This window comes from Castellaniella sp. FW104-7C03 (assembly GCF_040276085.1).
In the GTDB taxonomy this organism is placed as follows: domain Bacteria; phylum Pseudomonadota; class Gammaproteobacteria; order Burkholderiales; family Burkholderiaceae_B; genus Castellaniella.
The window spans coordinates 402,170-422,965 of record NZ_JBELOK010000002.1; the positions used below are offsets into that span (position 1 = coordinate 402,170).

General features: G+C 62.3%; 24 protein-coding genes. 2 read left to right on the forward strand and 22 right to left on the reverse strand.

The window, feature by feature from the left end:
- Nucleotides 1–71: 71 nt before the first annotated feature.
- Nucleotides 72–1,121 carry an NAD(P)-dependent alcohol dehydrogenase gene (locus ABS758_RS03875; protein WP_113934353.1) on the forward strand — a complete coding sequence of 350 codons (1,050 nt, stop codon included), beginning with the start codon at nt 72–74 and terminating at the stop codon, nt 1,119–1,121.
- Nucleotides 1,122–1,192: 71 nt separating this feature from the next.
- Here ABS758_RS03875 and ABS758_RS03880 read toward each other — a convergent pair whose 3' ends face one another.
- The 7 genes from ABS758_RS03880 to pilL2 are packed head-to-tail and all read right to left on the reverse strand — an operon-like array spanning nt 1,193 to nt 7,162.
- Nucleotides 1,193–1,942 (reverse strand): TIGR03747 family integrating conjugative element membrane protein, encoded by a 750-nt coding sequence (locus ABS758_RS03880; RefSeq protein ID WP_113934354.1) that lies wholly within the window; start codon nt 1,940–1,942, stop codon nt 1,193–1,195.
- A complete protein-coding gene (gene traD / locus ABS758_RS03885; RefSeq protein WP_113934355.1) occupies nt 1,942–4,131 on the reverse strand; it encodes a type IV conjugative transfer system coupling protein TraD in 2,190 nt (729 codons plus the stop codon). The genes ABS758_RS03880 and traD overlap by 1 nt, the downstream gene beginning before the upstream one ends.
- A 4-nt stretch (nt 4,132–4,135) precedes the next feature.
- Nucleotides 4,136–4,678 carry an integrating conjugative element protein gene (locus ABS758_RS03890; RefSeq protein ID WP_113934356.1) on the reverse strand — a complete coding sequence of 181 codons (543 nt, stop codon included), beginning with the start codon at nt 4,676–4,678 and terminating at the stop codon, nt 4,136–4,138.
- Nucleotides 4,675–5,280, reverse strand: a complete 606-nt coding sequence (locus ABS758_RS03895; RefSeq protein WP_113934357.1) for a lysozyme family protein — start codon at nt 5,278–5,280, stop codon at nt 4,675–4,677. Before ABS758_RS03895 ends, ABS758_RS03890 begins: the two co-directional genes overlap by 4 nt.
- Entirely contained in the window at nt 5,262–5,993 is a 732-nt protein-coding gene (locus ABS758_RS03900) for a TIGR03759 family integrating conjugative element protein (RefSeq protein WP_113934358.1), read from the reverse strand. Before ABS758_RS03900 ends, ABS758_RS03895 begins: the two co-directional genes overlap by 19 nt.
- A 12-nt stretch (nt 5,994–6,005) precedes the next feature.
- Nucleotides 6,006–6,599: a hypothetical protein gene (locus ABS758_RS03905; protein ID WP_350380260.1), complete on the reverse strand. Its 594-nt coding sequence runs from the start codon at nt 6,597–6,599 to the stop codon at nt 6,006–6,008.
- Nucleotides 6,596–7,162, reverse strand: coding sequence for a PFGI-1 class ICE element type IV pilus protein PilL2 (gene pilL2 / locus ABS758_RS03910; RefSeq protein ID WP_113934360.1), 567 nt, complete (start codon nt 7,160–7,162; stop codon nt 6,596–6,598). Before pilL2 ends, ABS758_RS03905 begins: the two co-directional genes overlap by 4 nt.
- Before the next feature lie 170 nt (nt 7,163–7,332).
- On the opposite strand from pilL2, the gene ABS758_RS03915 reads away from it, so the two are divergent.
- Complete coding sequence (locus ABS758_RS03915; RefSeq protein WP_113934361.1) at nt 7,333–8,097, forward strand: Cthe_2314 family HEPN domain-containing protein; 765 nt, start codon at nt 7,333–7,335, stop codon at nt 8,095–8,097.
- Nucleotides 8,098–8,104: 7 nt separating this feature from the next.
- Here the strand turns inward: ABS758_RS03915 and ABS758_RS03920 are convergent, their stop codons facing one another.
- The 15 genes from ABS758_RS03920 to ABS758_RS03990 form a co-directional block, all read right to left on the reverse strand.
- Nucleotides 8,105–10,378 (reverse strand): helicase-related protein, encoded by a 2,274-nt coding sequence (locus ABS758_RS03920; protein WP_113934362.1) that lies wholly within the window; start codon nt 10,376–10,378, stop codon nt 8,105–8,107.
- 142 nt (nt 10,379–10,520) lie between these two features.
- Nucleotides 10,521–10,826, reverse strand: coding sequence for a hypothetical protein (locus tag ABS758_RS03925; RefSeq protein ID WP_113934363.1), 306 nt, complete (start codon nt 10,824–10,826; stop codon nt 10,521–10,523).
- 103 nt (nt 10,827–10,929) lie between these two features.
- Entirely contained in the window at nt 10,930–11,241 is a 312-nt protein-coding gene (locus ABS758_RS03930) for a hypothetical protein (RefSeq protein ID WP_113934364.1), read from the reverse strand.
- A gap of 103 nt (nt 11,242–11,344) precedes the next feature.
- The gene (locus ABS758_RS03935; protein ID WP_113934365.1) at nt 11,345–12,454 is read right to left on the reverse strand and encodes a DUF6094 domain-containing protein; all 1,110 of its coding nucleotides are present in this window, start codon (nt 12,452–12,454) and stop codon (nt 11,345–11,347) included.
- An 88-nt stretch (nt 12,455–12,542) separates the two neighbouring features.
- Nucleotides 12,543–13,199 (reverse strand): hypothetical protein, encoded by a 657-nt coding sequence (locus tag ABS758_RS03940; protein WP_113934366.1) that lies wholly within the window; start codon nt 13,197–13,199, stop codon nt 12,543–12,545.
- Between the two features lie 120 nt (nt 13,200–13,319).
- Nucleotides 13,320–13,661: a hypothetical protein gene (locus ABS758_RS03945; protein ID WP_113934367.1), complete on the reverse strand. Its 342-nt coding sequence runs from the start codon at nt 13,659–13,661 to the stop codon at nt 13,320–13,322.
- Nucleotides 13,662–13,737: 76 nt separating this feature from the next.
- Nucleotides 13,738–14,145 carry a hypothetical protein gene (locus ABS758_RS03950; protein ID WP_113934368.1) on the reverse strand — a complete coding sequence of 136 codons (408 nt, stop codon included), beginning with the start codon at nt 14,143–14,145 and terminating at the stop codon, nt 13,738–13,740.
- 102 nt (nt 14,146–14,247) lie between these two features.
- Complete coding sequence (locus ABS758_RS03955; RefSeq protein ID WP_113934369.1) at nt 14,248–14,589, reverse strand: hypothetical protein; 342 nt, start codon at nt 14,587–14,589, stop codon at nt 14,248–14,250.
- 92 nt (nt 14,590–14,681) lie between these two features.
- Nucleotides 14,682–15,371 (reverse strand): DUF3275 family protein, encoded by a 690-nt coding sequence (locus tag ABS758_RS03960; protein WP_113934370.1) that lies wholly within the window; start codon nt 15,369–15,371, stop codon nt 14,682–14,684.
- A 59-nt stretch (nt 15,372–15,430) separates the two neighbouring features.
- Nucleotides 15,431–16,387: a DUF3577 domain-containing protein gene (locus ABS758_RS03965; protein ID WP_113934371.1), complete on the reverse strand. Its 957-nt coding sequence runs from the start codon at nt 16,385–16,387 to the stop codon at nt 15,431–15,433.
- Between the two features lie 589 nt (nt 16,388–16,976).
- Nucleotides 16,977–17,789 (reverse strand): GTPase, encoded by an 813-nt coding sequence (locus tag ABS758_RS03970; protein ID WP_113934372.1) that lies wholly within the window; start codon nt 17,787–17,789, stop codon nt 16,977–16,979.
- A gap of 339 nt (nt 17,790–18,128) precedes the next feature.
- Entirely contained in the window at nt 18,129–18,845 is a 717-nt protein-coding gene (locus ABS758_RS03975; RefSeq protein ID WP_113934373.1) for a DUF5983 family protein, read from the reverse strand.
- 77 nt (nt 18,846–18,922) lie between these two features.
- Nucleotides 18,923–19,609, reverse strand: coding sequence for a hypothetical protein (locus ABS758_RS03980; protein WP_113934374.1), 687 nt, complete (start codon nt 19,607–19,609; stop codon nt 18,923–18,925).
- A 186-nt stretch (nt 19,610–19,795) separates the two neighbouring features.
- Nucleotides 19,796–20,188, reverse strand: a complete 393-nt coding sequence (locus tag ABS758_RS03985; RefSeq protein ID WP_113934375.1) for a hypothetical protein — start codon at nt 20,186–20,188, stop codon at nt 19,796–19,798.
- A 22-nt stretch (nt 20,189–20,210) separates the two neighbouring features.
- Complete coding sequence (locus tag ABS758_RS03990) at nt 20,211–20,423, reverse strand: hypothetical protein (RefSeq protein WP_113934376.1); 213 nt, start codon at nt 20,421–20,423, stop codon at nt 20,211–20,213.
- Nucleotides 20,424–20,796 lie beyond the last annotated feature (373 nt).

Genomic DNA, 20,796 nt, shown 5'->3' on the forward strand with positions numbered 1-20,796 from the left:
GCTGCCCCGGCGGCTGGAAGCCAGCTCGGGAGCAGGTGTTTAAATGATTCAGAAATTCAAGGAGTAACAGTATGACCATAAAAGCCTACGGCGCCCGCGCCGGTAATCTCCCACTGGAGCCGCTTGCAATTACACGCCGCGCACCCGGCGAGCATGACGTGCAGATCGACATCGCCTACTGTGGCGTCTGCCATTCAGATTTGCACCAGGTACGTTCGGAATGGGCAGGTACGCTCTACCCCTGCGTGCCCGGCCACGAGATCGTGGGACGTGTCTCGGCCGTGGGCGCCCATGTGTCCAGCCATAAGGTCGGCGACCTCGTGGGAGTGGGTTGTATCGTGGACAGTTGCCAGCATTGTGCTGAGTGCGATGAAGGGCTGGAGAACTACTGCGACCACATGGTGGGAACCTACAACTTTCCCACACCCGACGCACCTGGACACACCCTGGGTGGTTATTCGCAGCAGATCGTCGTGCACGAGCGCTATGTGTTGCACGTCCGGCATCCCAAGGAACAACTGGCCGCCGTGGCGCCGTTGCTGTGCGCAGGCATCACCACCTATTCGCCGCTGCGCCACTGGAAGGTAGGGCCGGGCCACAAGGTGGGCGTGGTCGGCATCGGCGGACTGGGCCATATGGGCATCAAGCTTGCGAACGCAATGGGCGCGCATGTGGTGGCCTTCACTACGTCAGAATCCAAGCGTGAAGCGGCCAAGGCGCTGGGAGCCCACGAAGTGGTCGTCTCCCGCAACCCCGAAGAAATGGCGGTGCATGCTCAGAGCCTGGATTTCATCCTCAACACGGTGGCTGCGCCACACGACCTCGATGCGTTTCTTACCCTCCTCAAGCGTGATGGCACGATGACGTTGGTGGGTGCGCCCGCCACGCCGCACCCGTCGCCTGAGGTATTCAACCTGATCATGAAACGCCGCAGCCTGGCGGGCTCGATGATAGGCGGCATCCCCGAGACCCAGGAGATGCTGGATTTCTGCGCCGAGCACGGCATCGTTGCGGACATTGAAATGATCCGCGCCGATCAGGTCAACGAGGCCTACGAACGGATGCTCAAGGGCGATGTGAAATACCGCTTCGTCATCGACTGCGCGTCACTCGGAACTTGACAATCGGGGTCGGATGCCTCCTTGTGAGGAAAAGCCGACTGCCATCTGTTATACAGGCTGACGGCTAGTAGCTATAGGTATTTCTTGAAGCTGCCAGCGGTCAGGCTCACGGTCAGTCCCAGCAAGGCTGCGCTGGGCAGCAGAATCACCAGCGGGTGCACCGAGATCGGCAGAGCCAGATAGGAGACCCACGGCAGCACGGCCAGCGGCATCAGGCTGGCCTTCGCGCGGTGGTAGATAAAGCCCGATTCACGGCCTGCCCCGAACCGGCGCACATCCCGCCGCACCAGGCCGTCAATCAGACCGACGAACGCAGCCGTGAAGATCAACGGCAGTGTAAGTACCAGAACCAGCAGGCGCACCAGGAATGTGAGTGTCGTGAAAGCCGCAGCGATCAGGTAGCTCTCGGTCCAGACATAGACTTGGCTGCTGTAGTAGCGGAAACTGCGCAACCGACCCTGGCTGGGTGCGCGGGCACGCTCGGCAGTCTGGCTTATGCGCTTCAGCAGCCCCGAGCGCACGAACACCCACTCGTAGCCGACGTCCGCAAGCTCATGGGCTGTGCGACCCGGCTCTTGCAGGATCACGCTGCGAGTGAAGTGGCCCGATAAATGTCCCAGTTCATATTGCAACATCTGCTGCGAATGGCGCCAGCCCTGATCCTTCCAGAACATATGCATGCCGACACACTCCACCACGATCGAAAACAGCAGCGAGCCGATCAGCACTCCCAGCAACCGGAACGGCAAAGTGATAGCACCAACGATCAGGCCCTGGCGCTGACTCTGCTCCCTCTGTACAGTCGAGGCGGCGTCTGTCATCACAAGGCCTCATCGCCGACGCTTTCGTCAGCAGCAGCAACAACAGAAGCGGGTTCAGCCACATCGGCATTATTCAACAAGTCGTCGGGCAAGACCGTCCCCTGTGGCGCCTGGGAACTCGTGAATTCCCACCACTGCGTGGCCTCAACGTAGCTTTGACGCATGTAGCCCGCGAGCTGCCGCAGATCCTGCGGCATGACCTCATCGAGGTCGGGCGCGGGCAGCGGCATGCGCACTTTCCACAGACTTCCCCCCTGCATCAAGGCGAAACACTGTCCCTTGGGAAGCTGGACCACATGTGAGGGTTCGATCATCGGCACGCTCTGCATGCTGATGCGGTCTTGTGTGGCGCTGGTGAAGTCCGTCGCACCATGGATATCCGAACTGTCCGTGGCCCCCGAGACGATCGTAGTGGTATAGACCTCGACCTTGGGCAATTGCCGGGTCAGCAGTTCGGCGGTCGCTGTCTCGCGCACGCGCAGCATGAACAGGTTGTTGAAGTTGCCGATGACCTGGCCGGCTTTGGCGCGGTTGCCAATGCGTGCCTCAATGTCCGAGAGCGTTTGTGTGTAGGCCGAGACCTGGATGCCCGCGCCGCCCCCTTTGTTGACCATCGGGATGAACTCATCGCCCATCAGCTCATTGAATTCGTCCGCGTGGACATTGATCGGCACCCGTGCGTCGGCCACGGCGCCGGGCAGGCCATCGTCGATCCCGTGCTTGTAGATGTGGCCGGCCACCGACACTAGGTCGGCAAACATGGAGTTGCCCACCGCCGCGGCGACCTCGGCGTCCGAGAGCGCATCCAGGCCCACATAGACCACCGCCCGCTTTCGGATGATCTGCATCCAGTCGAAGATGGGCCTGGGGTCGTTCAGATCAGCATAGTCCGGCGCCAGAAGCTGGGCGATCTTGCCGCTGGTGAGTTTTTCCAGCAGTGGCAGCAGCGAGGCGACGATCTTGTCGAAGTACGTCCTGTCGTACCGAACGGCCGAGCGCAGGCCGTCCAATACGGGGTCGTAGTTGCGCACCTGGGAGAGGTACTGTTCGAGTGCCACGACGCGCTTCTCGCGCCCGATCATGTTGCGTGGGATATTCTTGTCGTTGAGCCGAGCCTCCAGTTGAACAATGATTTCCCAGGCCTTGGGCTCGGTCCTGGCAAAGTAATGCTGGGCGTACTCGATGAACAGGGCATCGATGTTGATGACGTGGCGCTGGATCAGCATGTAATCCGGACGCTGCCCCAGTTCCACCAAGGCGCGCGCGATGATGTTCACGAAGCGCCACGCGAACTCCCTGAAGGCCGCGCTGTTGCCTTCGCCAGAGAGTTGTCCCGCGATGCGCGTGGCGACTTCCGAGATGCGACCGAAGCGGCCCACGGCGTTGTAGCGGGCACTGATTTCGGGCCAGCCCAGGTGAAAAATATAGAATTCGCCCTCTCGGCCCGCGCGCTTGGCCTCAACATACATTCGCTTCAGGAGATCCGCGTCCCCCTTGGGATCGAAGACGATGACGACCTCGTGCTCACCCGCGGTGCTCCTGCGGCGAATGTCCTGCGTGATGAAAAGCTCGGCTAGGCGGGTCTTGCCCACGCGCGTCGTGCCCAGCACGAGCGTATGCCCGACCCGTTCGGCCAGCGGCAGGCTGACGTCCACCTCGTCGGGCTCGATGCCGTGCAGCCGCGGCAGGCCGCCCACGGGTGGCAGTGGTCGAACGGGATTGAACGGCACATCCCAGGCGGTCAGCCGCGCAAGGCCGGATAACGGGAACGGCGCAAACTCCAGCCGCTCCTCCAGACGCCGTGCCAGCCGGTAGGCGCGCGTCGGCTCGACGTAGCGGCGAAATTCGGGCCGGTACGTCTGTGTGAGCCGATGGGTGTGCTTCTGCTCCCACAGAAACCCGCGCCCGATGAACAGGCGCTGTTGACTGACCGGCACGTCGCGGCTGGTCATCACATAGCGTGGCAGGCGGCGGATATTGCGCCGGTAGCGCAGGATGACGCGGGCATCGCGATAGCGGATCGCGCCATAGGCGATGAACGCCAGCGCACTGCCCACGCCCATTGTTGGGCTTAGCGCCAGCGACCAGGGGGCCACCAAGGACAGAAACGCGGCACCCGCACACGCCGCAACGGTGTATAGCTCCACCGCTGGGCGCAGCAGCACCTCGACCGGCTGCTTGCTCGACACGGTCTCACTGCTCGATGCCGGTGGCCGTGACGAGCGCCGGATAGTGGTGCAGACCCAGGCGTTCGGCCAGATCGTCGCCGGCCACCGGCGCAAGCGGCACGCCGGGCGCCAACGCGCGCAGCCGCGCCAGGGCCTGCGCGGTCTCGACGTTCACCACCAGACCGACCGCGCCGCGCTCGCGCAGCGAGGCCGCATGGTGGCGCAGCCAGGCCTGGGAGGCCTCATCGTCACCGATAACTGCGAACGGCCGCAGGCCCGGTGCCTCGATCACCCGCCGCGCGACGGTGCCGGGCGTGAGCTTGGCGCTGCGCACCGGCAGCATGGCGGTCTCGTCAACGGGCGTAGCCGGAATCTGCGGGATAGGAACGGGTGGCAGCACCGTACCGGCGCCGCGTGGCTGAAGGTCAAGGGCTTCGTAGTACGGCAGCGCCGAGTCACCCCCACGGTCTTCGACCACGATCAATGGCTCCTCGGCAGCGTATAGGGCAAGTGGCACCACCGCCGCCAGCATGAACAGGCCTCGCAGGGCTGGATGGAAATGCGTCATCGTGATGTCTCCAGGTGCGCGGCGGGCGCCGCGACAATGGGGTGAGCGCCCCGCACCCGGGCAAGGTGCCGGGACACGCTGCGCCGATACCGCGCGGCGGGTTCGCCGCCTGCTGGGCGGTGGTAGCGGCCTATCGCCAGCAACCAGTCCTCGCCAGGGGTATGCTGTTCGCGCAGAATCTGCGCGGCGATCGCCAGGTTGCGGTACGGGTCCAACAAGTCGCAGGGCTGTTCGTAGCGCTGCTTCTGGTAGCCGAGGTTGATCTGGCCCAGGCCCGCATCGATGCGCGTGTGCGGCGTTGTGCGCATCGCCTGGCGAAGACGGGTGCAGGCGTCGACGCGTGTGGCAAAGCGGTGCGATGCGCCCGCGATGTTTAGCGACCAGGGCCACGGCACGATGCGCCCTGCCCGCGCAATTCCGCTCTCCTGCAACGCCACGGCGTAAAGCACGATCGAAGGCACGCCCGCGCGCTGGGCTGCCAACTGGTAGGCGGGCGGCGGGATTTCCTGCGCACGAACGGGGCCGATCAGCAGAGCCGCCGCGAGCAGCAGCGCACGCAGGCGCCACATGGCGCGTATGGCGGTCAGGGCTCGCGCTGCCATTGGCCGTTCACCTCGCGCACGACCGCGGGCAACTCGCCGGGCAGGCCGAGCGATAGCCAGCGCCCGCTATCATGATTGAGCGTGATGCTGCCGCTACGCACTTGGGCTGGATCAATCCCGGCGCGCCGCGCCCATGCGCGGATACGGGCATCGTCGCCGCGACTGCCAACGACGTAGACGTCGAATGCCGCAGCGGCCGTCTGAAGCCGCTGGACGATCCGGTCGCAGGCCTCGCAGCCATCCTTGACGAACACCGCCATGTGCCCGCTCGACACTTGCTCGCCGGACATCAACGTGCCGCCATCCGAGGGCGTGACGCGCTCGCGCCCGGGATAGAGCCGCTGCCAGGCCTCGTCGTAGGCGCGCTGGTAGACGAGCAGCTTCTCGACACGCCGGGCTTCGGCCTGCGCCTGCAATTCGGCGTAGTGCCGACGTTCTTCATCCGAGCGGGCCTCCACGCCCAGCGCGGAGAGCGGATCCAGATTGGGCGAGTAGATGCCCAGCGGCCCTTCCATCAACTCGCGGTAGCGGGAAAACTCATCGTCACGCAGGCCCCACGCCTTGGCCAGCCGCGCGTCCTGGCTGTGCACGATCTGGCTCTGGCTCGTGCGGGCAGGCTGCACGTTGGAGGTTTGCTGAGGCGTTTGCTGGGCCGACGCTGGCAGATGCAGCGCGGTCAGCAGCGATACCAGGACTATCAGATGATATTTCATCGCATGGCTTCCTCAAGGAATCGCCACGCGGCGCGTGTGCTTGTCAACCAGAAACACCGCTATGTTCCCGTCGATGGCCTGCAAACGCCACGGGCCGACCGCATCACCCGGCAGCAGCGCCTGCACCTGACCAGGGGTGAAGGCCCCCTTGGCCGGCGCAACGGTCAGACTGCGCTCACCCGCGCGCAACTCGACGCCCACGACGCGAAACGGCAACGGTGGCGGCGCAGATTTGACCGCAACCGGCTTGGTCGGCGTGGGTGGTGGACTCGGCGGGGCAGGTGTGACAGCGCGCACCATCGCCTGGTGGGCCTCGATCTGCTCGACCTGAGCGATTCGGGCCTCCAGCGCCTGGCGGACCTCTTGCAACGCTGCTGGCGTGGCGGCCTGCGGCCGCTGCTGCAAAGTCTGGGTGGCATCCGCTAGCGCGATTACCTGCGCTTCCAGACGGTGCAGGCCTGAATCGACCCGCTCCCGGTCGGCGAGTTCCCCCATTGCCTGGTAGCCCAGAAAGACGCAGATGCTCAAGCCGATCAGCCAAAGCCACAGCAAACTGAGCATGAACACGGCGGCGCTCGGGCGCCGAGGGGAGTGCGGCGTGTTCATGGCTGGACTCCGGGAAGCGGAAATATCTGCACCGCCTCGGCTACGGGCGGCTCGGGCGCCGGCTCGACCCGTGCGGGGGCTGCGGCCCGATCAAAGCAGACTTGGCGCGTGAGGTCGTCCGTGCGCAGTTCCCAGGCCGACCCGGCCAGGGTAAGCAGCGCATCGCGCAGCGTCATTGGTCCCAGATGCAGGTGCGCCGCCGGCAGCGGCAGCGCGTACAGATCGGCTGCGGCCGACGCTGTCTCGCAAAGCTGGTAACCGCTGCGCTTGAGCACATGCCGCAGCCCGTCTACGACCGTGGCGCGGGCGTCCTCGGGCATCGTCACATCGATGACCTGCGCCAGCAGGTCGCGCTGCGCCGCCATCGGCGCAAGCTCCACCAGGGTGTAGCGGCCGTACCGAACAACCGGGACGAATTCGGGTGTGTTGGGTTCGGAAGCGGGCGAGGCTTCTACGATGGAGGCTGGCGCTTGCGGCGCCGTGCGGGTCGCGCAGCCGCTGAGCAGGGCTGCGGCCAGCAGGCTGACGCCGATCAGGTGCCGGTTTGGGTGGTTTACGGGCATGGCTCGGCTCAATTGTTCGATGAGCCAATACCTTCGCAGCATGCCGCGTCGGTTGCCGCAGTCAATGGGAAACGGACTACCACCGGATTGACGCCGCCGAGCAGACTTACAGGCAATGCGGCACACTATTGGTGACTAACCACAACACCGAAACGCAATACTGAAATACGATGACGCCTGAGAACCACGCAGAGCACAGGCATGAGCTAACAAACCATCCCAGCCTTCAGGTATTAATGCCACACCTGAAAATTTATGCCCGTAAGGGGCTAAATGCGCTCCAGTCGGGCAGCAAGACCTTTCCAGGACCCGCTGTAGAGATCTACGCGGCCGACGTGACCGAGCGGGTATCTGAACTGGACAATGCCCTGACGGCTCTGCGTCTAGCCTTGGGTTTCGTGATGGACTTGGGTAGTCAATCAGCTCTAGATCCGGACATTTACCGCTACCACTACGAGAACTTCGTGTTGCGCGTCGTCGGGTTCGTGGATCGGGCACACCGCTTGGTTGGATCGGCATTACTCATGGACAAAGCTAAGTTCGAGAGTGTCGGCGGCAACAGATTCGTCACAAAACAGGTAAAAACCAACTACCCTGACATCCATGCAGCCTTGCAAGGCGTCACACAAGCCGTGGAGAGCTATAAAGGCCCACGCAATGAACTGATCCATTCGGCGGCGTATACCAGTCGCGAACTTGGCCTGTTCCAATCTATCCGCCACTTCGGCTTGGACACGGGAGACATTGACGTGGATGAGCTTGCGAGAGGTTATTTTTCGGGGGGCGCTACGGAAATCGCGCTAACTATTGCTCGCTTGGTCAAGACGCTCGCCAATTTGCTGGATGCTTTGCATCCTCTCTTCCTGATCGCAGTTGATCACGATAACGAACACCTCAAAAAGAAATCGGCCCCCGAAGGGACCGATAAAAGCTGACAACTACTCAGCACACCAACTGGCGGGCTAGCGCAACCTCCACCGAATCACCGTCTTGGTTCAGGACATCAAGCCCGGATTCGGGCACGTCGCCCGACGTGGACTGCGAGACCATAATTTTCTTGGCCATGAGTGCGAGGCACGTCATTTGCGAGGAGCCCGCATAGCCAAGATAGATGACCCGTACCGGCTGCTTCTGGCCAATGCGCCACGAACGGCGCGCCGCCTGCTGCAACGAATACACGTTATAGCCCGACTGCATGAATACAATCGTAGGAAACTCCAACAGATCCAAGCCCGTCTTGACCAGCTCGGGGTTGGTGATGAGCACGTCGATGCCACGATCCAGTTGCTCGGCGATCCAGTCCTCGCGGCGGCTGGCATCCACGCTTGCGCGCAGCACCGCCACCTTGAAGCCTTCCCGCTCCAGCAGCCCCTTCAGGCGCGACATCGTGTCGCGCGTGCCGGTGTAAACCGTGTAGACCAGCGTTTTGCGCCCTGCCGCTTTCTCCTGCTTGCAGACTTCGATCAGGTCCCGTTCCTTGGGCATGACTTCCAGCTCGTTGAACTGAGCCGGAACGAACGCCAGGGTGTTGCGCGTGCGCGGATGCGTCACCGTCTCCGACCGGAAGCAGCAATCCGGCCAGGCCAGCAGCACGTTGAGTACCACACCCAGCAAGGTCGTATCGCGCCGCGCCAGAGCCTGTTTCAGCTCCGCGGTCAGCCGGCCCGTCAGGTCGCGGTAGGCTGCAGCTTGCGCCGCATCCATCTGGACTTCACGAAACTCCTCGTCATACGGGGGCAGGACGTTGCCGCCGATATCCTTGAGTTTGAGAAAGATCGTGAACGGCAGGATGCAGCGCAGCACGCCCTTGGGGCCGAAACCCGGGGCCTTGACCGTGCGCACCGAGACCTTGGTGCCCTTAGCGGTCTTGTGCGCCGTGCCGATGCTCTCGGAATAGACATCCTTCAGGACGCCGTGATCGCGCATGAACGCCATCGCGGCTGACGTCATGCTGCCGCTTTTGGTCGGCCGGTAGCCGTCCTCGATCATCCGCCCAGGCAGCGCCCGAAACAGCAGGTGGAACAAGTCGTCGCCGTAGCCACCCATGAGCGTGCCAGTCAGCAGCAAGGTCTTGCGAGCCTTTGCCGCCAGCACCCCCATGGCCTGGCCCTGGGCACTGCCGCCGTTCTTGTACTCGTGCGCTTCGTCCGCGATCAACAAATCGAATGTGCCCTGCGGCAAATATCTCTTGATGAACTCGGACGGCTGGTAGCCGCCCTCGCCAAAGCCGAACTCCATGTTGGCCATTGCGCGTTCCATGCGCTGCGCCTGACGGTCGGAAAACACCAGTTCGCCGTTACCATCCATGAGGTTGATGAACTCGTGGATGTTGTCGCCCAGCATCGAGACCAGAAAGGCGTCGCCGAACTTCTGCATCAGCTTCTGCGCGGTGACTTCTCCGATGGTCGGGATGCGCTTCAAGGCTTTGAGCACTGCCGAGGACTGGTCGCTGCCAGACAGCGTCCTCGGGCGAATCAGCGTCCACAGGGGCGCGGCGCAATGGCCGCACTTCCTGCGGGACTCCTCGGCTTCCAGCGCGACCGGGTTGGCCGGCTCGCCGTCTAGGTCGGTGACGACCGTGCCGCAATCCGGGCACGTCGCCACATCGCCGTCGCGGGTGCGCCTCCGGGTGAAGGTGGGCCTCCAGTGAAAGCCCATGCGCATGCGCACACGCCCCATTACGAAGAACTCCTGGCCCGCGGGCTGCACACCCAACTGCTCGCGCAGCTTGATGAGCTTGACCAGTGTGTCCGGGCCGTTGAGCACCCAGACCTTGGCGCCCGCCACCGTCTCCTGGATTTCGCGGCGCCACTTGTAGACCAGGTGGGGCGGCGAAAGCACCAGGGTGCGGCGATAGCCTTCGGCATTGAGCACGGCGGCCGTGGCGATGCCGACGGTCGTTTTGCCGCAGCCCATTTCGCCGTTGATGATCGCGGCGCGCTCGCCGCGGTCGATCAGCAGCTCGGCGGCGGCATGGACGACTTCGGCCTGGGCGGGGAATAGCGTGCGCTTGAGGCTGGCGACGAGAAGCTGTCGGTGCGCCTGCGGCTGGCCGGTATAGACCGGCGGGTTGGCGCGGTTCAGCGAATCAAGTAGCTCGTCACCGAACTCGGTGACGAAATCCTGAAGGCTCAAGGTCAGAGGGGAAGGTTCCGCGTCCAGCAGCTCGCCCTGGTCGGGCGCAATGTCGGCGGCGGTATCGAGATCGAGGGACATGGTGATGCTCCAAAGAAAATGGGGCATGCACCACCCCCAGCAGGGGCGATGGCATGCCCCGGCAAGGGAAGAAAAATCGGCACGTAGCCGACGGGAGAATGAAAGGCGCACTGCGCGGGCGGTTTGCCAGCGCAGTGCGCCGTCAGAATTCGGACGGCAGCCCGATCAGGGTGGCATTGCGCCCCGTATCGGTGACGATGCGGATGCGTAGCTCACGGGTGACGACATAGTGCGCGTCGAGCCGCTCGCCGCCGATCAATGCAGCGTTGTTCCGCTGCCACTGATCATCCGAAATGTCACCCCAGTCACCACGCAGGTAGCGCTCCAGGTAAGGGATGGGATCGAGTCGGCCTTCGTGCATGAGGCGCTCGACGCCTTCGCTGAACGCCAGTGCGCCGATCTCGAACAACCGCTTGCGGCGATATTGATCGTGATGCGTAAAGGACATGGCGATGCTCCATAAAAGATGAGACATGCACCCACCACGCAGTGATGAAATGTTGCGTAGCGGAGTGCAAGCTGCGGCGCCGGGCCGCTGGGCTAAGGGCGAATCAATACTCGTCGGGCAGCAGCAAGGTCGTGACGCTGCGATCCCATTCGGTGATGATCCAGAGCTTCAGGCCGGGTGCGACCTGGTAGGACGAAAACAGGCGATCCTCGCCGGACTTCAGCGCGGCATCGTTCTGGTGCCTGTCGCTGTCGTCCAGATCGCCCCAGTCGCCGCCGAGGTGGCGGCGCAGGAACGCGGCGGGGTTGAGCCGGCCCTGTTGGACCAGTTCATCGACCCCGATAGTCATAACCACTTGCCCAGGCGAGAAACGCGGGCTCTGGACCAGGCTGATGAAAACGGCTTCGGTTGCCATGGCTCACTCCTTGAAAATGGTGAGGCCACGGCACCCCATCGGGGCGACTGGACCCCGGTGGGTGGAAGAAAATGACGGCGAACCGTCGACGTTGGAGAAACGATTAGCGGATGGTCAACACCTCGCCCCGTGTTGGGGAGCTTGGTGTCATGTCCCACGCGCGGATGACAGGTACGAACTTGTCGGTGAGGATGCGGGTCTCGGCCACTGAGCCGTCGTCGCGTTCGGTGAACTCGCGCTGGAGCGTCTTGTCCTTGTGGGTATCACCTTTGACGACAAGCAGGCGCCCTGTCTTTGAGCGCACCACGCCGGAGATCGCGCCCGCAGCCAATGCCAGGGCGAGATGCCAGTGCGACAAGGCGCGCGCCGGTGGGCGCAGCGACTGCTGCGCGACCCCCAGGTGCGTGTCCAGCGACGGCCACAGGCCCTGGAGACGGCCCACCTCATCGGCGAACTGCTCGGGCTCCATCGTCACGCGAAAGAACTGTTCCGGCTCGGCCGCACTGGTGGGGACGATGTACGGCAGGAAGGGCCATTGGCTCGGCAGCTCCTCGGCTTCGGTATCGCCTTGCCCGATCTGCAACAGCAGATTGCGCACGGCCTTGGCCGAATCCGGTGCCAGCTCTCGCTGGCGCGAGCGCCGGCCGAAGATCACCACCTGCTTGAACTGCGTGTCCACCGCTCGATAGATGCGAAGATCCGTGTAGTGGCGCGTCAGCCAGCCGACCAGTTCGGCGTCGAGGACGTAGCCCGGGACGATGAAGACCAGCACGCCGCCGTACTGCAACAGCGACAGGCTACGCTGGTAGAACAGCTTTTCGAGGCGGGCACGGCCCTGGCCCTGATAGCCGATGTTGCCGTTGACGTCCTTGGACAGGTCGCCATACGGCGGGTTGAGCCAGAGCAGCCCGAACGACTGCTTGGAGATCATCGTGTCCATCAGGTCTGCGTGCAGGCAGTGATCGACCAGACCGCGGGCATGGCGTGCCCGCTCCGCGTCGAACTCGACGGCGAACGCTTTGGCCTGCTCGCGCCCGAGGGCATGAGCGGCTTCGGCGATCGCCACGCCTTCGCCGGCGCAAGGATCGAGGATGTACATTGGCCCGTCGCTGGGCATCAGTGCGTTCAGCGCTCTTTCGAGCGTGGGTTCGTCGGTCGGGTAATACCCGTTCTTGGCGAAATTGCGGGCAAGCCGCGGGAACATGAGGGCCATGGAAATCTCCTGAGTAGCATGGATAAAAGAAAGCGGACGTGCGTGGCCGGTGCGCCACGGATGCACGTCCGGTGCAGAGGTAGAGGCCTCACGCCGCCGCTTTGAGCAGTGGTTCAGAAGCCAGCCCAGACGGATGCGGCTCAGTGGTGAGTACGTCATTGCGAATCAGACCGCCCAGCGCCTGAGTCAGCGCTGGCACGTCGATGGCGAGCCGATGGCCCTCCAACAGCCCGAGGGAAAAAGGAAGGCGGACCAGCATCTGACGGGTTTGCAACAGCTCCAACACCGTTTCGCGCCAGTGGTCGAGCAAGGGCAGCGGGCAGGTGTCCCGCACCAACGCCCACAGGCGATCTTGCCGGTGCGCGCTGCCCTGTGGCAGCAAAGCCAGAGCGCTGGCGTTGGCCTTGTCAGGCTTGACGCAGCGCTGGTCGAACAGCCACAGATTGGACAAAGAACCGAACAGGGTGCGCCGGAAGACGCGCGTGGTGCGCTTCTCCAGGCGATCGACGTTGCCGATGAACACCGGGACGCTGTCGCCCTGATCGGTGATGATGTGAAACTGGTCCAGTCCCTGCTCACTCTGCCCGAGGGTCAGGCAAGCGAGGAACTGCTGGACGGCGGTGTCGCGTGCCCAGATCGAGACGAAGATCAGATCGCCTTGGTCATCGCCAACGCAAGCGTCGGCCATGACGTCCGGGCACTCGTCGATGCGGTATAGCGGCTGTGGAGATGAAAGTACGGGCATGGTGGAGTCCTCGATGAAATGAGGGGCAGCACCGCCCGCAAGGGGCAGTGGCTGCCCCGCTGGGGGAAAAAATACGGACGGCTCGGGGCGAACTCCCCGTGTCGAGCGCTGTAAAGGCCGTCAGGGCCAGACTTCAGTGAAAGAACCGTCGGCCTGATGCTTGACGACACGGTTGCCGACGTTCTTGACGTAGTCCTGCTGGACTTCGGTGAACATGCTTTCGGGCACGTCGATGTGAAAATGGCGCAGGACCTCACGGAAGTAGTCCGGGCCGTGGCCGAACGGGTCTTCCTCTTGCCAGTTGCTGTACAGGAAATCCTCGCACTCGACCTTCATGGCGCTGTCGATCAACTCGGCAGGCTTGTGGATGGTCAGGAAGAAGTAACGCATCGGCCGATCCCAGCCGAGGGCAACGGTGATGGGAAACCCCTTGTGAAGCGTCTCGAAATGGTGCTGGCTCATGGTGGTGTCCTTGGATGAGTTGAAACAGTACTGCCCGTAGGGGCAGGCGCGGCCCCAGCGGGTGGAAGAAAGATACTCAGACCGTCAGCGCCGAGGTGGATGCCGTGGTTGCCGTCGGAGTGCGCCGGCGCGCGTGGTAGGCGCGAACGCCTGCGCGCCAATCGGCACACTGCTCCGGCGCGAGGTCTAGATAAGAGAGCGGGCACGCGTAGTAGTACGGGTGCATGGACTCGTCCAGCGGCTTGTAGCCCCACTGGTCGCCGCTGCGTTCAAGCAGATCGCAGCGGATGTAGCGCAGGGACTGGCCCGGCGCGAGATCACGATGCACGCCTTCGGCCTTGGCCGTCACTTGCGCGACGGACCAAAGGACGTTGCCGCGCAGTGCGTGGGCGATGACCTTGACGCTGGCGCGCTCGGTCTCTTGCGGTGCGATCAGCTCCGCGATCAGTTCAGACCGCGACTGGGGGGAGAAATACCAGCCCATAAGAAGCCTCCTGAAAAATGGGCCGGAGGCTTCCCCGCTGGGGAGAAACCCCGGCGGGTGATGAAAAGCCGCAAGTGCGGCGCAGGAACCTATGCTTTGCCCTTAGTCCCAGTCGTCATCGTCGCGATCACAACCGGCCGGGCAGTAGCCGAACTCGATCCCGTGCGAGCAGTAGCCATGCTCCGCATTCCAGTTTTGGGTTTCCTGCCGTTCGGCAGGCGTTGCGTAGTCCCATTCCTGGGTCGCGATTTCCAGGGCATGAGCGCGCTGGTCTTCCGGCAACCGACTGGCTTGCGCATCGATCTCCGAACTGAAAAGCGTGACCCAATGATCCCAGGACAGGCCGCAACCACGCTGGGCGTACTCGGCGGCTGTCTTGCAGACAGCGCGCCACGCGGGTTCGTCCAGCGTGGAATGAGGTGCATCGCAAGCGATGGTAGACATGATGGATATCTCCAGAAGAAAGCCGGAGCCTCCCCCGCATGGGGAAGGCCCCCGGCGGGTGGAAGAAGAACACTGCGGATGCGGCTCTGCGATCACGCAGGTTGCAGTTCGGCCTGGCGGCTCCACTCCTGCGTCTTGAAGTCCAGCGCGTAACCCAGTTCGCCCAGACGGGCGATCTGCGCGCGCAGGGTGCGGCGATCGATGGTCGAATCCAGTTTCACGGACTGGCCCAACGGCCACAGCAAGCCGAACAACGCAGCGTCGCCCTCTTCGGTGCTGCCGGGGGCAGCGACTGCCGCAGACGGGGCCGCATCCGCACCGAAGGGCGTGGTATCGACCAATGGATCCGCTGACGCCCGCACTGGGGCGGGTTTGGCGGGTCTGGACACTTTGGCGGGCTTGGCCGGCGTTGCCGCAGGCGGCGCGCCCGACTCTTCATCGAGCGGATCGACATCCTGGATGGCGAAGCTGCGTGCTTCGTCACCACTGAGTTTATCGATGCCAAAGAGCGTCATCCCGTCCAGGCTGGCGCGGATTTCGAACCGCATGCCGCCGCCAACCGGATAGGACTTGGGAAAGATGTAGCGGATGATAAATTCCCCGTCGTATTTACCTTCGTGGTACTGCTCGAGTTCCGGATCCTTGACCTCAAACACGCCGAGGTGGGTACTGAGCCGGCCGACTGTGAACGGGCCATTGCGACCACGAATGGTGCGCAGCGCAAGCTGCCCAGGGACGACGATGGGCGAGACCGATCTCTCGGGTGCCAATGTGACCGCCATGATGATTCTCCTTGAGCGTTTAGGAAGAACAGCAAGGACCCACAAGGGGCCCCGTCAGGTCAGAACGAAGCAGCTGCCATCGGCGTCTGCTGCTGGACTTCTCCTTCAGGCTCGCGCTCAGCGGACTGCGAAGGTTGGTCGGCAGCGGCACCCACGGCTTCAGGCCCGGGTACATGCTCTGCTTCGGGCACGACAACGTCTTCAGCCTCCGACGCAGTTGCGTCTTGGGCCTGGGGTGCCTCGGCTTGCGCCTGGATCGCCGGATAGACCTGGGTGCCGTCGATCTTGATCAGACCGATATGGATCAGTGTCGATTCCAGGCTTGCGGCCGGTTCGCCAGCGCGCTCACCCTTGGTGCGAATGTACGGATCGATCTTCATGTCGCCCAGGCGAAACGCAATCAACACCTTGCTGTCCCCTTCAATAGCCTGTACGCAACGGCGCACCAGATGCTCGGCATCGGGGGAGGCGACGATTGTGTTGAAGTACCGATACTCCGGTTCATCGACGGGCCCGGTGAGCGCAGCGATGGTGCACGACAGGAAAGGATCGCCAGCCTTGGGGGTGACGTCCTTCGGACGGTTCAGGTAACCGATGCCATGGGTGGTCAGTTCGTGCTGAGTGATCTGGGCCAGTTCAGCCCGGTCGACCGGCTCGGCTTTGAGCAGTCGCGCTTTCAGAGATGCGGCCGCTTCACCCTTGCGTTCACCTTTTTCGCGAATATACGCATCGCCCCACACATCACCAAGGCGAAAGCGCACCAGCGGGCGCTGCCTGGAATCATCGGCGCCGATATAGCGCCCAACGAGTTTTTTCGCCTCTGTGCCAGCAACCTTGACGTCGAAATAACGATAGCTGGGATCCGTAACGGAGCCGACCAGCGCGGCGATGGTGCATGCCAGGAAGGGTTCGGCACGGCGGCCGCCTCTGACGGGTACTTCGCGGGCACGCTGCAAGTACCCGATACCCGAGGTATGGATGTCGAAATATGACTTTTCGTTGGATGGGGTGTTCATGGTGAATCTCCATTGCGAAGAAGCGGAGACACACCTGCCCCACGATGCGGGAAATGGTGCGTAACCCCGCGGTGGGTTGATAAAGCAAAGGCATCCACCACCAGAGACTGGTGGCCGCTCGCAAGCGGATGCGGTGCGAGCTGGGTAATCAACGCGGTCAAACCGCGCCGTAGCCTTGAAGATCGTGGCTACCTGGGATGCTGCTGACGGCTGTCAGCAAGGCATGGCCTTAGCATGGCTAGGCCCTGATCGCGCGACAGCAATCAATCGGCATTCAGGCGCTTCCGTTTATCCTCGCTGTTTGGCGTCATGCAAAAAGAAGCCCTCCACCCGAATGGATGGAAGGCTTGGGATGGCAGGCTGCCAGCAGGGCTGGGCCTCAGCCGTAGTGCTGCTGGGCTTCCCGCCCTGAAACGAAACGTGCGTCACGGCCAATCGAGACCGGCAACGGCAAGCTTCGAGTCTCTTCTGTCGAAAAGCGCGTCGCCTGATCGAACTGGACCCAACCCGTTGGGCCAGAAGCCAGCGCCGTCATTGACGGCCGACTCGTTGGGCGAATGCACCACCCAGCAGTCGCCCACCTCGCGCATCATGCCGGAACCGCGCGGCGTCGCCGGGGCGTCTTGGTGTCGATCACGCTCACGCTGATCTGGCGCCATCGCCCATCATCGATGAGATGTTCCAGCACTTCACCGAGCATGTCGAAGTACACCTCGTCGTGCCGATCGACTAGCTCACCGTCGCGGTGCAGCTCCACCGCATAAGTGTCGCCCGCGCGGTCATACAGTACAGTCACCCGCCCCGTGAACTTCGCAGTCGAGACCGTGAAGCTAATCGACGGAGGTGTTTCGATGATCTTGGCCGGCGTGGGGTCGATCCAGGTGAAATCATGGGCGCCTGCATCGACCAGCATGTGAGTGATGCGCCGAAATCCATCGGGGGCCGGCATTTCCTCCAACTGCTGGATGAGCTGGCCCAGTTCCATGCACTGCGGCTCGGGGACGGGCAGCTTGGCTGGCGCGGAACCGAGGATGTGCCTGGTGATGGTATAGGGAACGCCATCCGAGCCCTTCTCGGTGATTACTTCTGGGATGTCAGCACGCAGGCCGTCGAAACGGCGCCGCGCGTAGGGCTGGACATGCACCTTGGCTCCCTCATTAGGAACGGCGGTTACCAGCTTGGGATCAAGCACCGCGAACTCGCTGGGCTTGAGCTTGACGACGATGGCGTCGTCATTGGCCGCGACCACCTTGCCGTCGAAGGGTTGGGGGTCAATAGCGAAGCCCAGCGCCGAGGGCTGTGGCACACCATCGAAAACGCGGTATTTGAATGAGCGCACATTGCGAGGCACATGGCCTGCGACGAGCGTGGGCATCATGGTTTTAATGACAGATCGATCCATGGGGATCTCCTTGGGAAGAAACACAGGACTCCCCGCCCACAAGGGAGGGGAATCCCTTGTGGGTGGATGGACGCGCTGCGCCCGTGAAAAAAGTGACCAGTGCAGTCTCCCGCACTTGCAGCCTGGAAGGTCTCGACTGCCTGGGCATATGTCGGCAACGCCGAAGCACATAGATGCAAGGATGGATCAGAGATAGGCGACTAGCACGCAGGAAATGGCGTTGCATGGCACCCAGCTTTCGGACGCTTTTGGCAGGGAACCATCCCTTGCCTGCAGATCCAGCATACGTTCAGCTGAAAGATGGTAACCGTGGGAAAAATTGATGCGTTGCATCACGCGCTAGAACTTGGCCAGCGGCAAACCCAGCAGCACAGGTGCGTCAGCATCCACAATCAGGATGCGTACGTCGGCCTGGCCGGCCAACTCCAGCACGTTTGCCAGGTCATATGGCATGCCCTTGCTGCGATGCTCTCGCCGAAGCTGCTGGGCAGTGATACCCAGAACGGCCTCCAGGTTCTCATCCGTCCAGGGCGTGGCGATCAACTTCACACCGATCGCCGAACTGTCTGGCATTCGAAAAGCGACAAACTGAAGTCCCTGGGGCGTTGTCTGATCCGCCAGATCAGCCAGATATTGGTGCGCCTGCTCGGTAATGTGCGCACCACTGATTTCCCAGCACCGGCTGTAGAAGCCTGTTTCAAAATTCAAGCGATGAATCGCCTCCTGGGCAGACGCCTTGGAATAGGTATCAGCCACAAGCACCGGTCGGCCATCAATATCCTCGCCCTCAAGGGCATACACCACCGAGCGCACAACGCCCTCAGTCGAGCACTGCGCCTGTAGTTCACCGCGTACGTCCTGCCCCTCGGTGATCAACGCAAAGTCCTCGTTCCAGATACAAGGAAATCGAGCAACCTGCTCATCAGGCAAACTGGTCTGGCTGGAATGCAGCGGTCGCCAAACCGGCGGTGAGTCGTCCTCGTAAGTGATCAGCAGCGTGCGAATGGCGCGTAGATTCCGGTAACCGCGCAGAAAAGGGTTGTATTTCCGGACCATGAAATTTCCTCCAGAGCATGACGGAGCCAACCCCCACCACCGGGAATTGAACCCGGTGGGTTGAAAGCGAAAAAAGATCAAGCAGCACCAATTGCTGGTGTCTGAGCCAGCCGCTCGATGACGCGCTGGCGCAGTTTCAGGCGGAATGATTCGTCACTTACACCCGTCAGCAAATTGGTCGCTTCCTGCACTATCAGGGCTGAAGCCCCCTCCAGATCGGCAGTCAGAACGGCGCCGCGCAGTTGATCGCCAAGTTGAAGTACCTGCGAGGAAGTTCGGAAAACCTGAACCTCTCGGCTCAAATAGCAGCCGTTACCGCCAAACTCGAACAGGCGGGGCTTGCTGCAATACCAGCAGCCCTCGAACTGAATGACAGCCAGATGGTGGCCGTCATCAAGACAAGTGGCTATTAGAAATAAAGCATCCAAATCGGCACCGTCCTCAAACTGGTGATGCTCGATCAGGTTCGCCAACTCCTCGTTCTGCTCCGCACCGAAGTGCGCCGCCAAATGCTCGAGCAGGGACGGAATCGACAATTCCCCATCATCAAGCACGGGGAGGCCCAACTGTGTGGCAAGATCCGCCAGGCCATCCAGCACATCCGACCATTGAGGTTCATTGGTCTCAGCAATCTGGGCGATATAGACTTGTCCCCCATTGGAATGATCTTCATCCAGAGCGAAGGTACTGAACAACGCCTTAATGACTGGAGTGACACGGTCGAGCATAAGGACACCAGTGCCTTCGTAATAATTGTTGGCCATAAATGGCTCCCTTTCGGAAATAAACGGAGCCAATCCTTGCGGAACCTGGCATCCGCAAGAAGAAACCCATCGCCAGCTGGCAATGGGCAGGAAAAAAGAGAGGGAACACGGCCACACACTTGCATGCGAAGACGCATGTCCCTCAGTGAGGCTGAGCAAGACGGCGGCGTTGGTACGCCCAAATGATCACCAACCACAGTAATGCAGCACTAGCTGCGCGATGACTTCGCGGCGCTGCGAATCCAGACCGCTGAAATCAGCAAGTCCGCGAAAGCCGCAGCGCTTGAGCATCGCACCGCCCTTGCGCTCGTTATAGATACTGACCATGGCGGCAAGGAACATGCGCTCCCCGCTGCTGAGTACACCAAGAGCCTTGTCGATCCGCTGCACGTCGGGGCATAGATCCCACTTGCTGCGAGCTAGGTTCGGCCCTTCTGGCGTGCCGTCGCCAAACCACTGCGAACCGGCGATGCGCACACCACGCTTCCAGGCCTCGAAGAAGGCTTGGGGTGCATCTGCGAAGTGGCGCTCTTCCTGGATGATCTGATCGACGGCGTCTTGGGGTAGAGGCTGTGTCATGACAATGTTCCTTGCGATTTGATCAGGGAGTGGCGAGTTGGGACCAACCGCCTCTTTCAAGTGCGCGTCGAGCCGCAGCATAGCTACGAAAATACTCGCGGGACTCTCGCGAAACGGGCCCTTCGGAGTCGCATGTGCCGATGTAGTGGCCGGCGGCGCCGTGCAGGACTTCAAGCGGCAGTTGCTTGCCGCGGCAAATCAGAGCCAACTGGCCATAGGATGGCTTTCTGGACATGGGCGAGACTCCTTGAGAAGGCAGGGCTCCGTCCCTTGCAGGATGGCAACTCCCGCTGATGGTTGAGAAAAAAGCATCGGCGCCATGAAGGCGCGCATCCGCAGACTCGATGCGATGCGGACTGGTGGGCAACGCGGGAGAAACCCGCGGCAGCCTGGAACCCTGGCTGCTGGCATGTGCTGACGAATCAGCGAACATGCGGGCAGCTTCGTGCGCGGACCTCGCCGTGTCAGTTAGAAAACAACATCCGGCCCAACCCCGATTGATAGGCACAGCAAAAAGGAAACCCCGCGTCGTGAACTGCACCCCAAAAGTTGGACACCAATCCAACCTTTGGGGTGTTTTTCATGGCGAGACATGATGCGAGCTTCAA

Coding starts and splice junctions, on each gene's coding strand:
- ABS758_RS03895 (WP_113934357.1), bottom strand. CDS start 5,280: ATGGCAGCGCGAGCCCTGACCGCCATACGCGCCATGTGGCGCCTGCGT.
- pilL2 (WP_113934360.1), bottom strand. CDS start 7,162: ATGCCCGTAAACCACCCAAACCGGCACCTGATCGGCGTCAGCCTGCTG.
- ABS758_RS03970 (WP_113934372.1), bottom strand. CDS start 17,789: ATGGATCGATCTGTCATTAAAACCATGATGCCCACGCTCGTCGCAGGC.
- ABS758_RS03930 (WP_113934364.1), bottom strand. CDS start 11,241: ATGGCAACCGAAGCCGTTTTCATCAGCCTGGTCCAGAGCCCGCGTTTC.
- ABS758_RS03890 (WP_113934356.1), bottom strand. CDS start 4,678: ATGACGCATTTCCATCCAGCCCTGCGAGGCCTGTTCATGCTGGCGGCG.
- ABS758_RS03915 (WP_113934361.1), top strand. CDS start 7,333: ATGACGCCTGAGAACCACGCAGAGCACAGGCATGAGCTAACAAACCAT.
- ABS758_RS03990 (WP_113934376.1), bottom strand. CDS start 20,423: ATGTCCAGAAAGCCATCCTATGGCCAGTTGGCTCTGATTTGCCGCGGC.
- ABS758_RS03950 (WP_113934368.1), bottom strand. CDS start 14,145: ATGGGCTGGTATTTCTCCCCCCAGTCGCGGTCTGAACTGATCGCGGAG.
- ABS758_RS03960 (WP_113934370.1), bottom strand. CDS start 15,371: ATGGCGGTCACATTGGCACCCGAGAGATCGGTCTCGCCCATCGTCGTC.
- ABS758_RS03905 (WP_350380260.1), bottom strand. CDS start 6,599: ATGAACACGCCGCACTCCCCTCGGCGCCCGAGCGCCGCCGTGTTCATG.
- ABS758_RS03980 (WP_113934374.1), bottom strand. CDS start 19,609: ATGGCCAACAATTATTACGAAGGCACTGGTGTCCTTATGCTCGACCGT.
- ABS758_RS03920 (WP_113934362.1), bottom strand. CDS start 10,378: ATGTCCCTCGATCTCGATACCGCCGCCGACATTGCGCCCGACCAGGGC.
- ABS758_RS03945 (WP_113934367.1), bottom strand. CDS start 13,661: ATGAGCCAGCACCATTTCGAGACGCTTCACAAGGGGTTTCCCATCACC.
- ABS758_RS03900 (WP_113934358.1), bottom strand. CDS start 5,993: ATGAAATATCATCTGATAGTCCTGGTATCGCTGCTGACCGCGCTGCAT.
- ABS758_RS03925 (WP_113934363.1), bottom strand. CDS start 10,826: ATGTCCTTTACGCATCACGATCAATATCGCCGCAAGCGGTTGTTCGAG.
- ABS758_RS03880 (WP_113934354.1), bottom strand. CDS start 1,942: ATGACAGACGCCGCCTCGACTGTACAGAGGGAGCAGAGTCAGCGCCAG.
- ABS758_RS03935 (WP_113934365.1), bottom strand. CDS start 12,454: ATGGCCCTCATGTTCCCGCGGCTTGCCCGCAATTTCGCCAAGAACGGG.
- ABS758_RS03875 (WP_113934353.1), top strand. CDS start 72: ATGACCATAAAAGCCTACGGCGCCCGCGCCGGTAATCTCCCACTGGAG.
- ABS758_RS03975 (WP_113934373.1), bottom strand. CDS start 18,845: ATGGTCCGGAAATACAACCCTTTTCTGCGCGGTTACCGGAATCTACGC.
- ABS758_RS03955 (WP_113934369.1), bottom strand. CDS start 14,589: ATGTCTACCATCGCTTGCGATGCACCTCATTCCACGCTGGACGAACCC.
- ABS758_RS03965 (WP_113934371.1), bottom strand. CDS start 16,387: ATGAACACCCCATCCAACGAAAAGTCATATTTCGACATCCATACCTCG.
- ABS758_RS03985 (WP_113934375.1), bottom strand. CDS start 20,188: ATGACACAGCCTCTACCCCAAGACGCCGTCGATCAGATCATCCAGGAA.
- ABS758_RS03940 (WP_113934366.1), bottom strand. CDS start 13,199: ATGCCCGTACTTTCATCTCCACAGCCGCTATACCGCATCGACGAGTGC.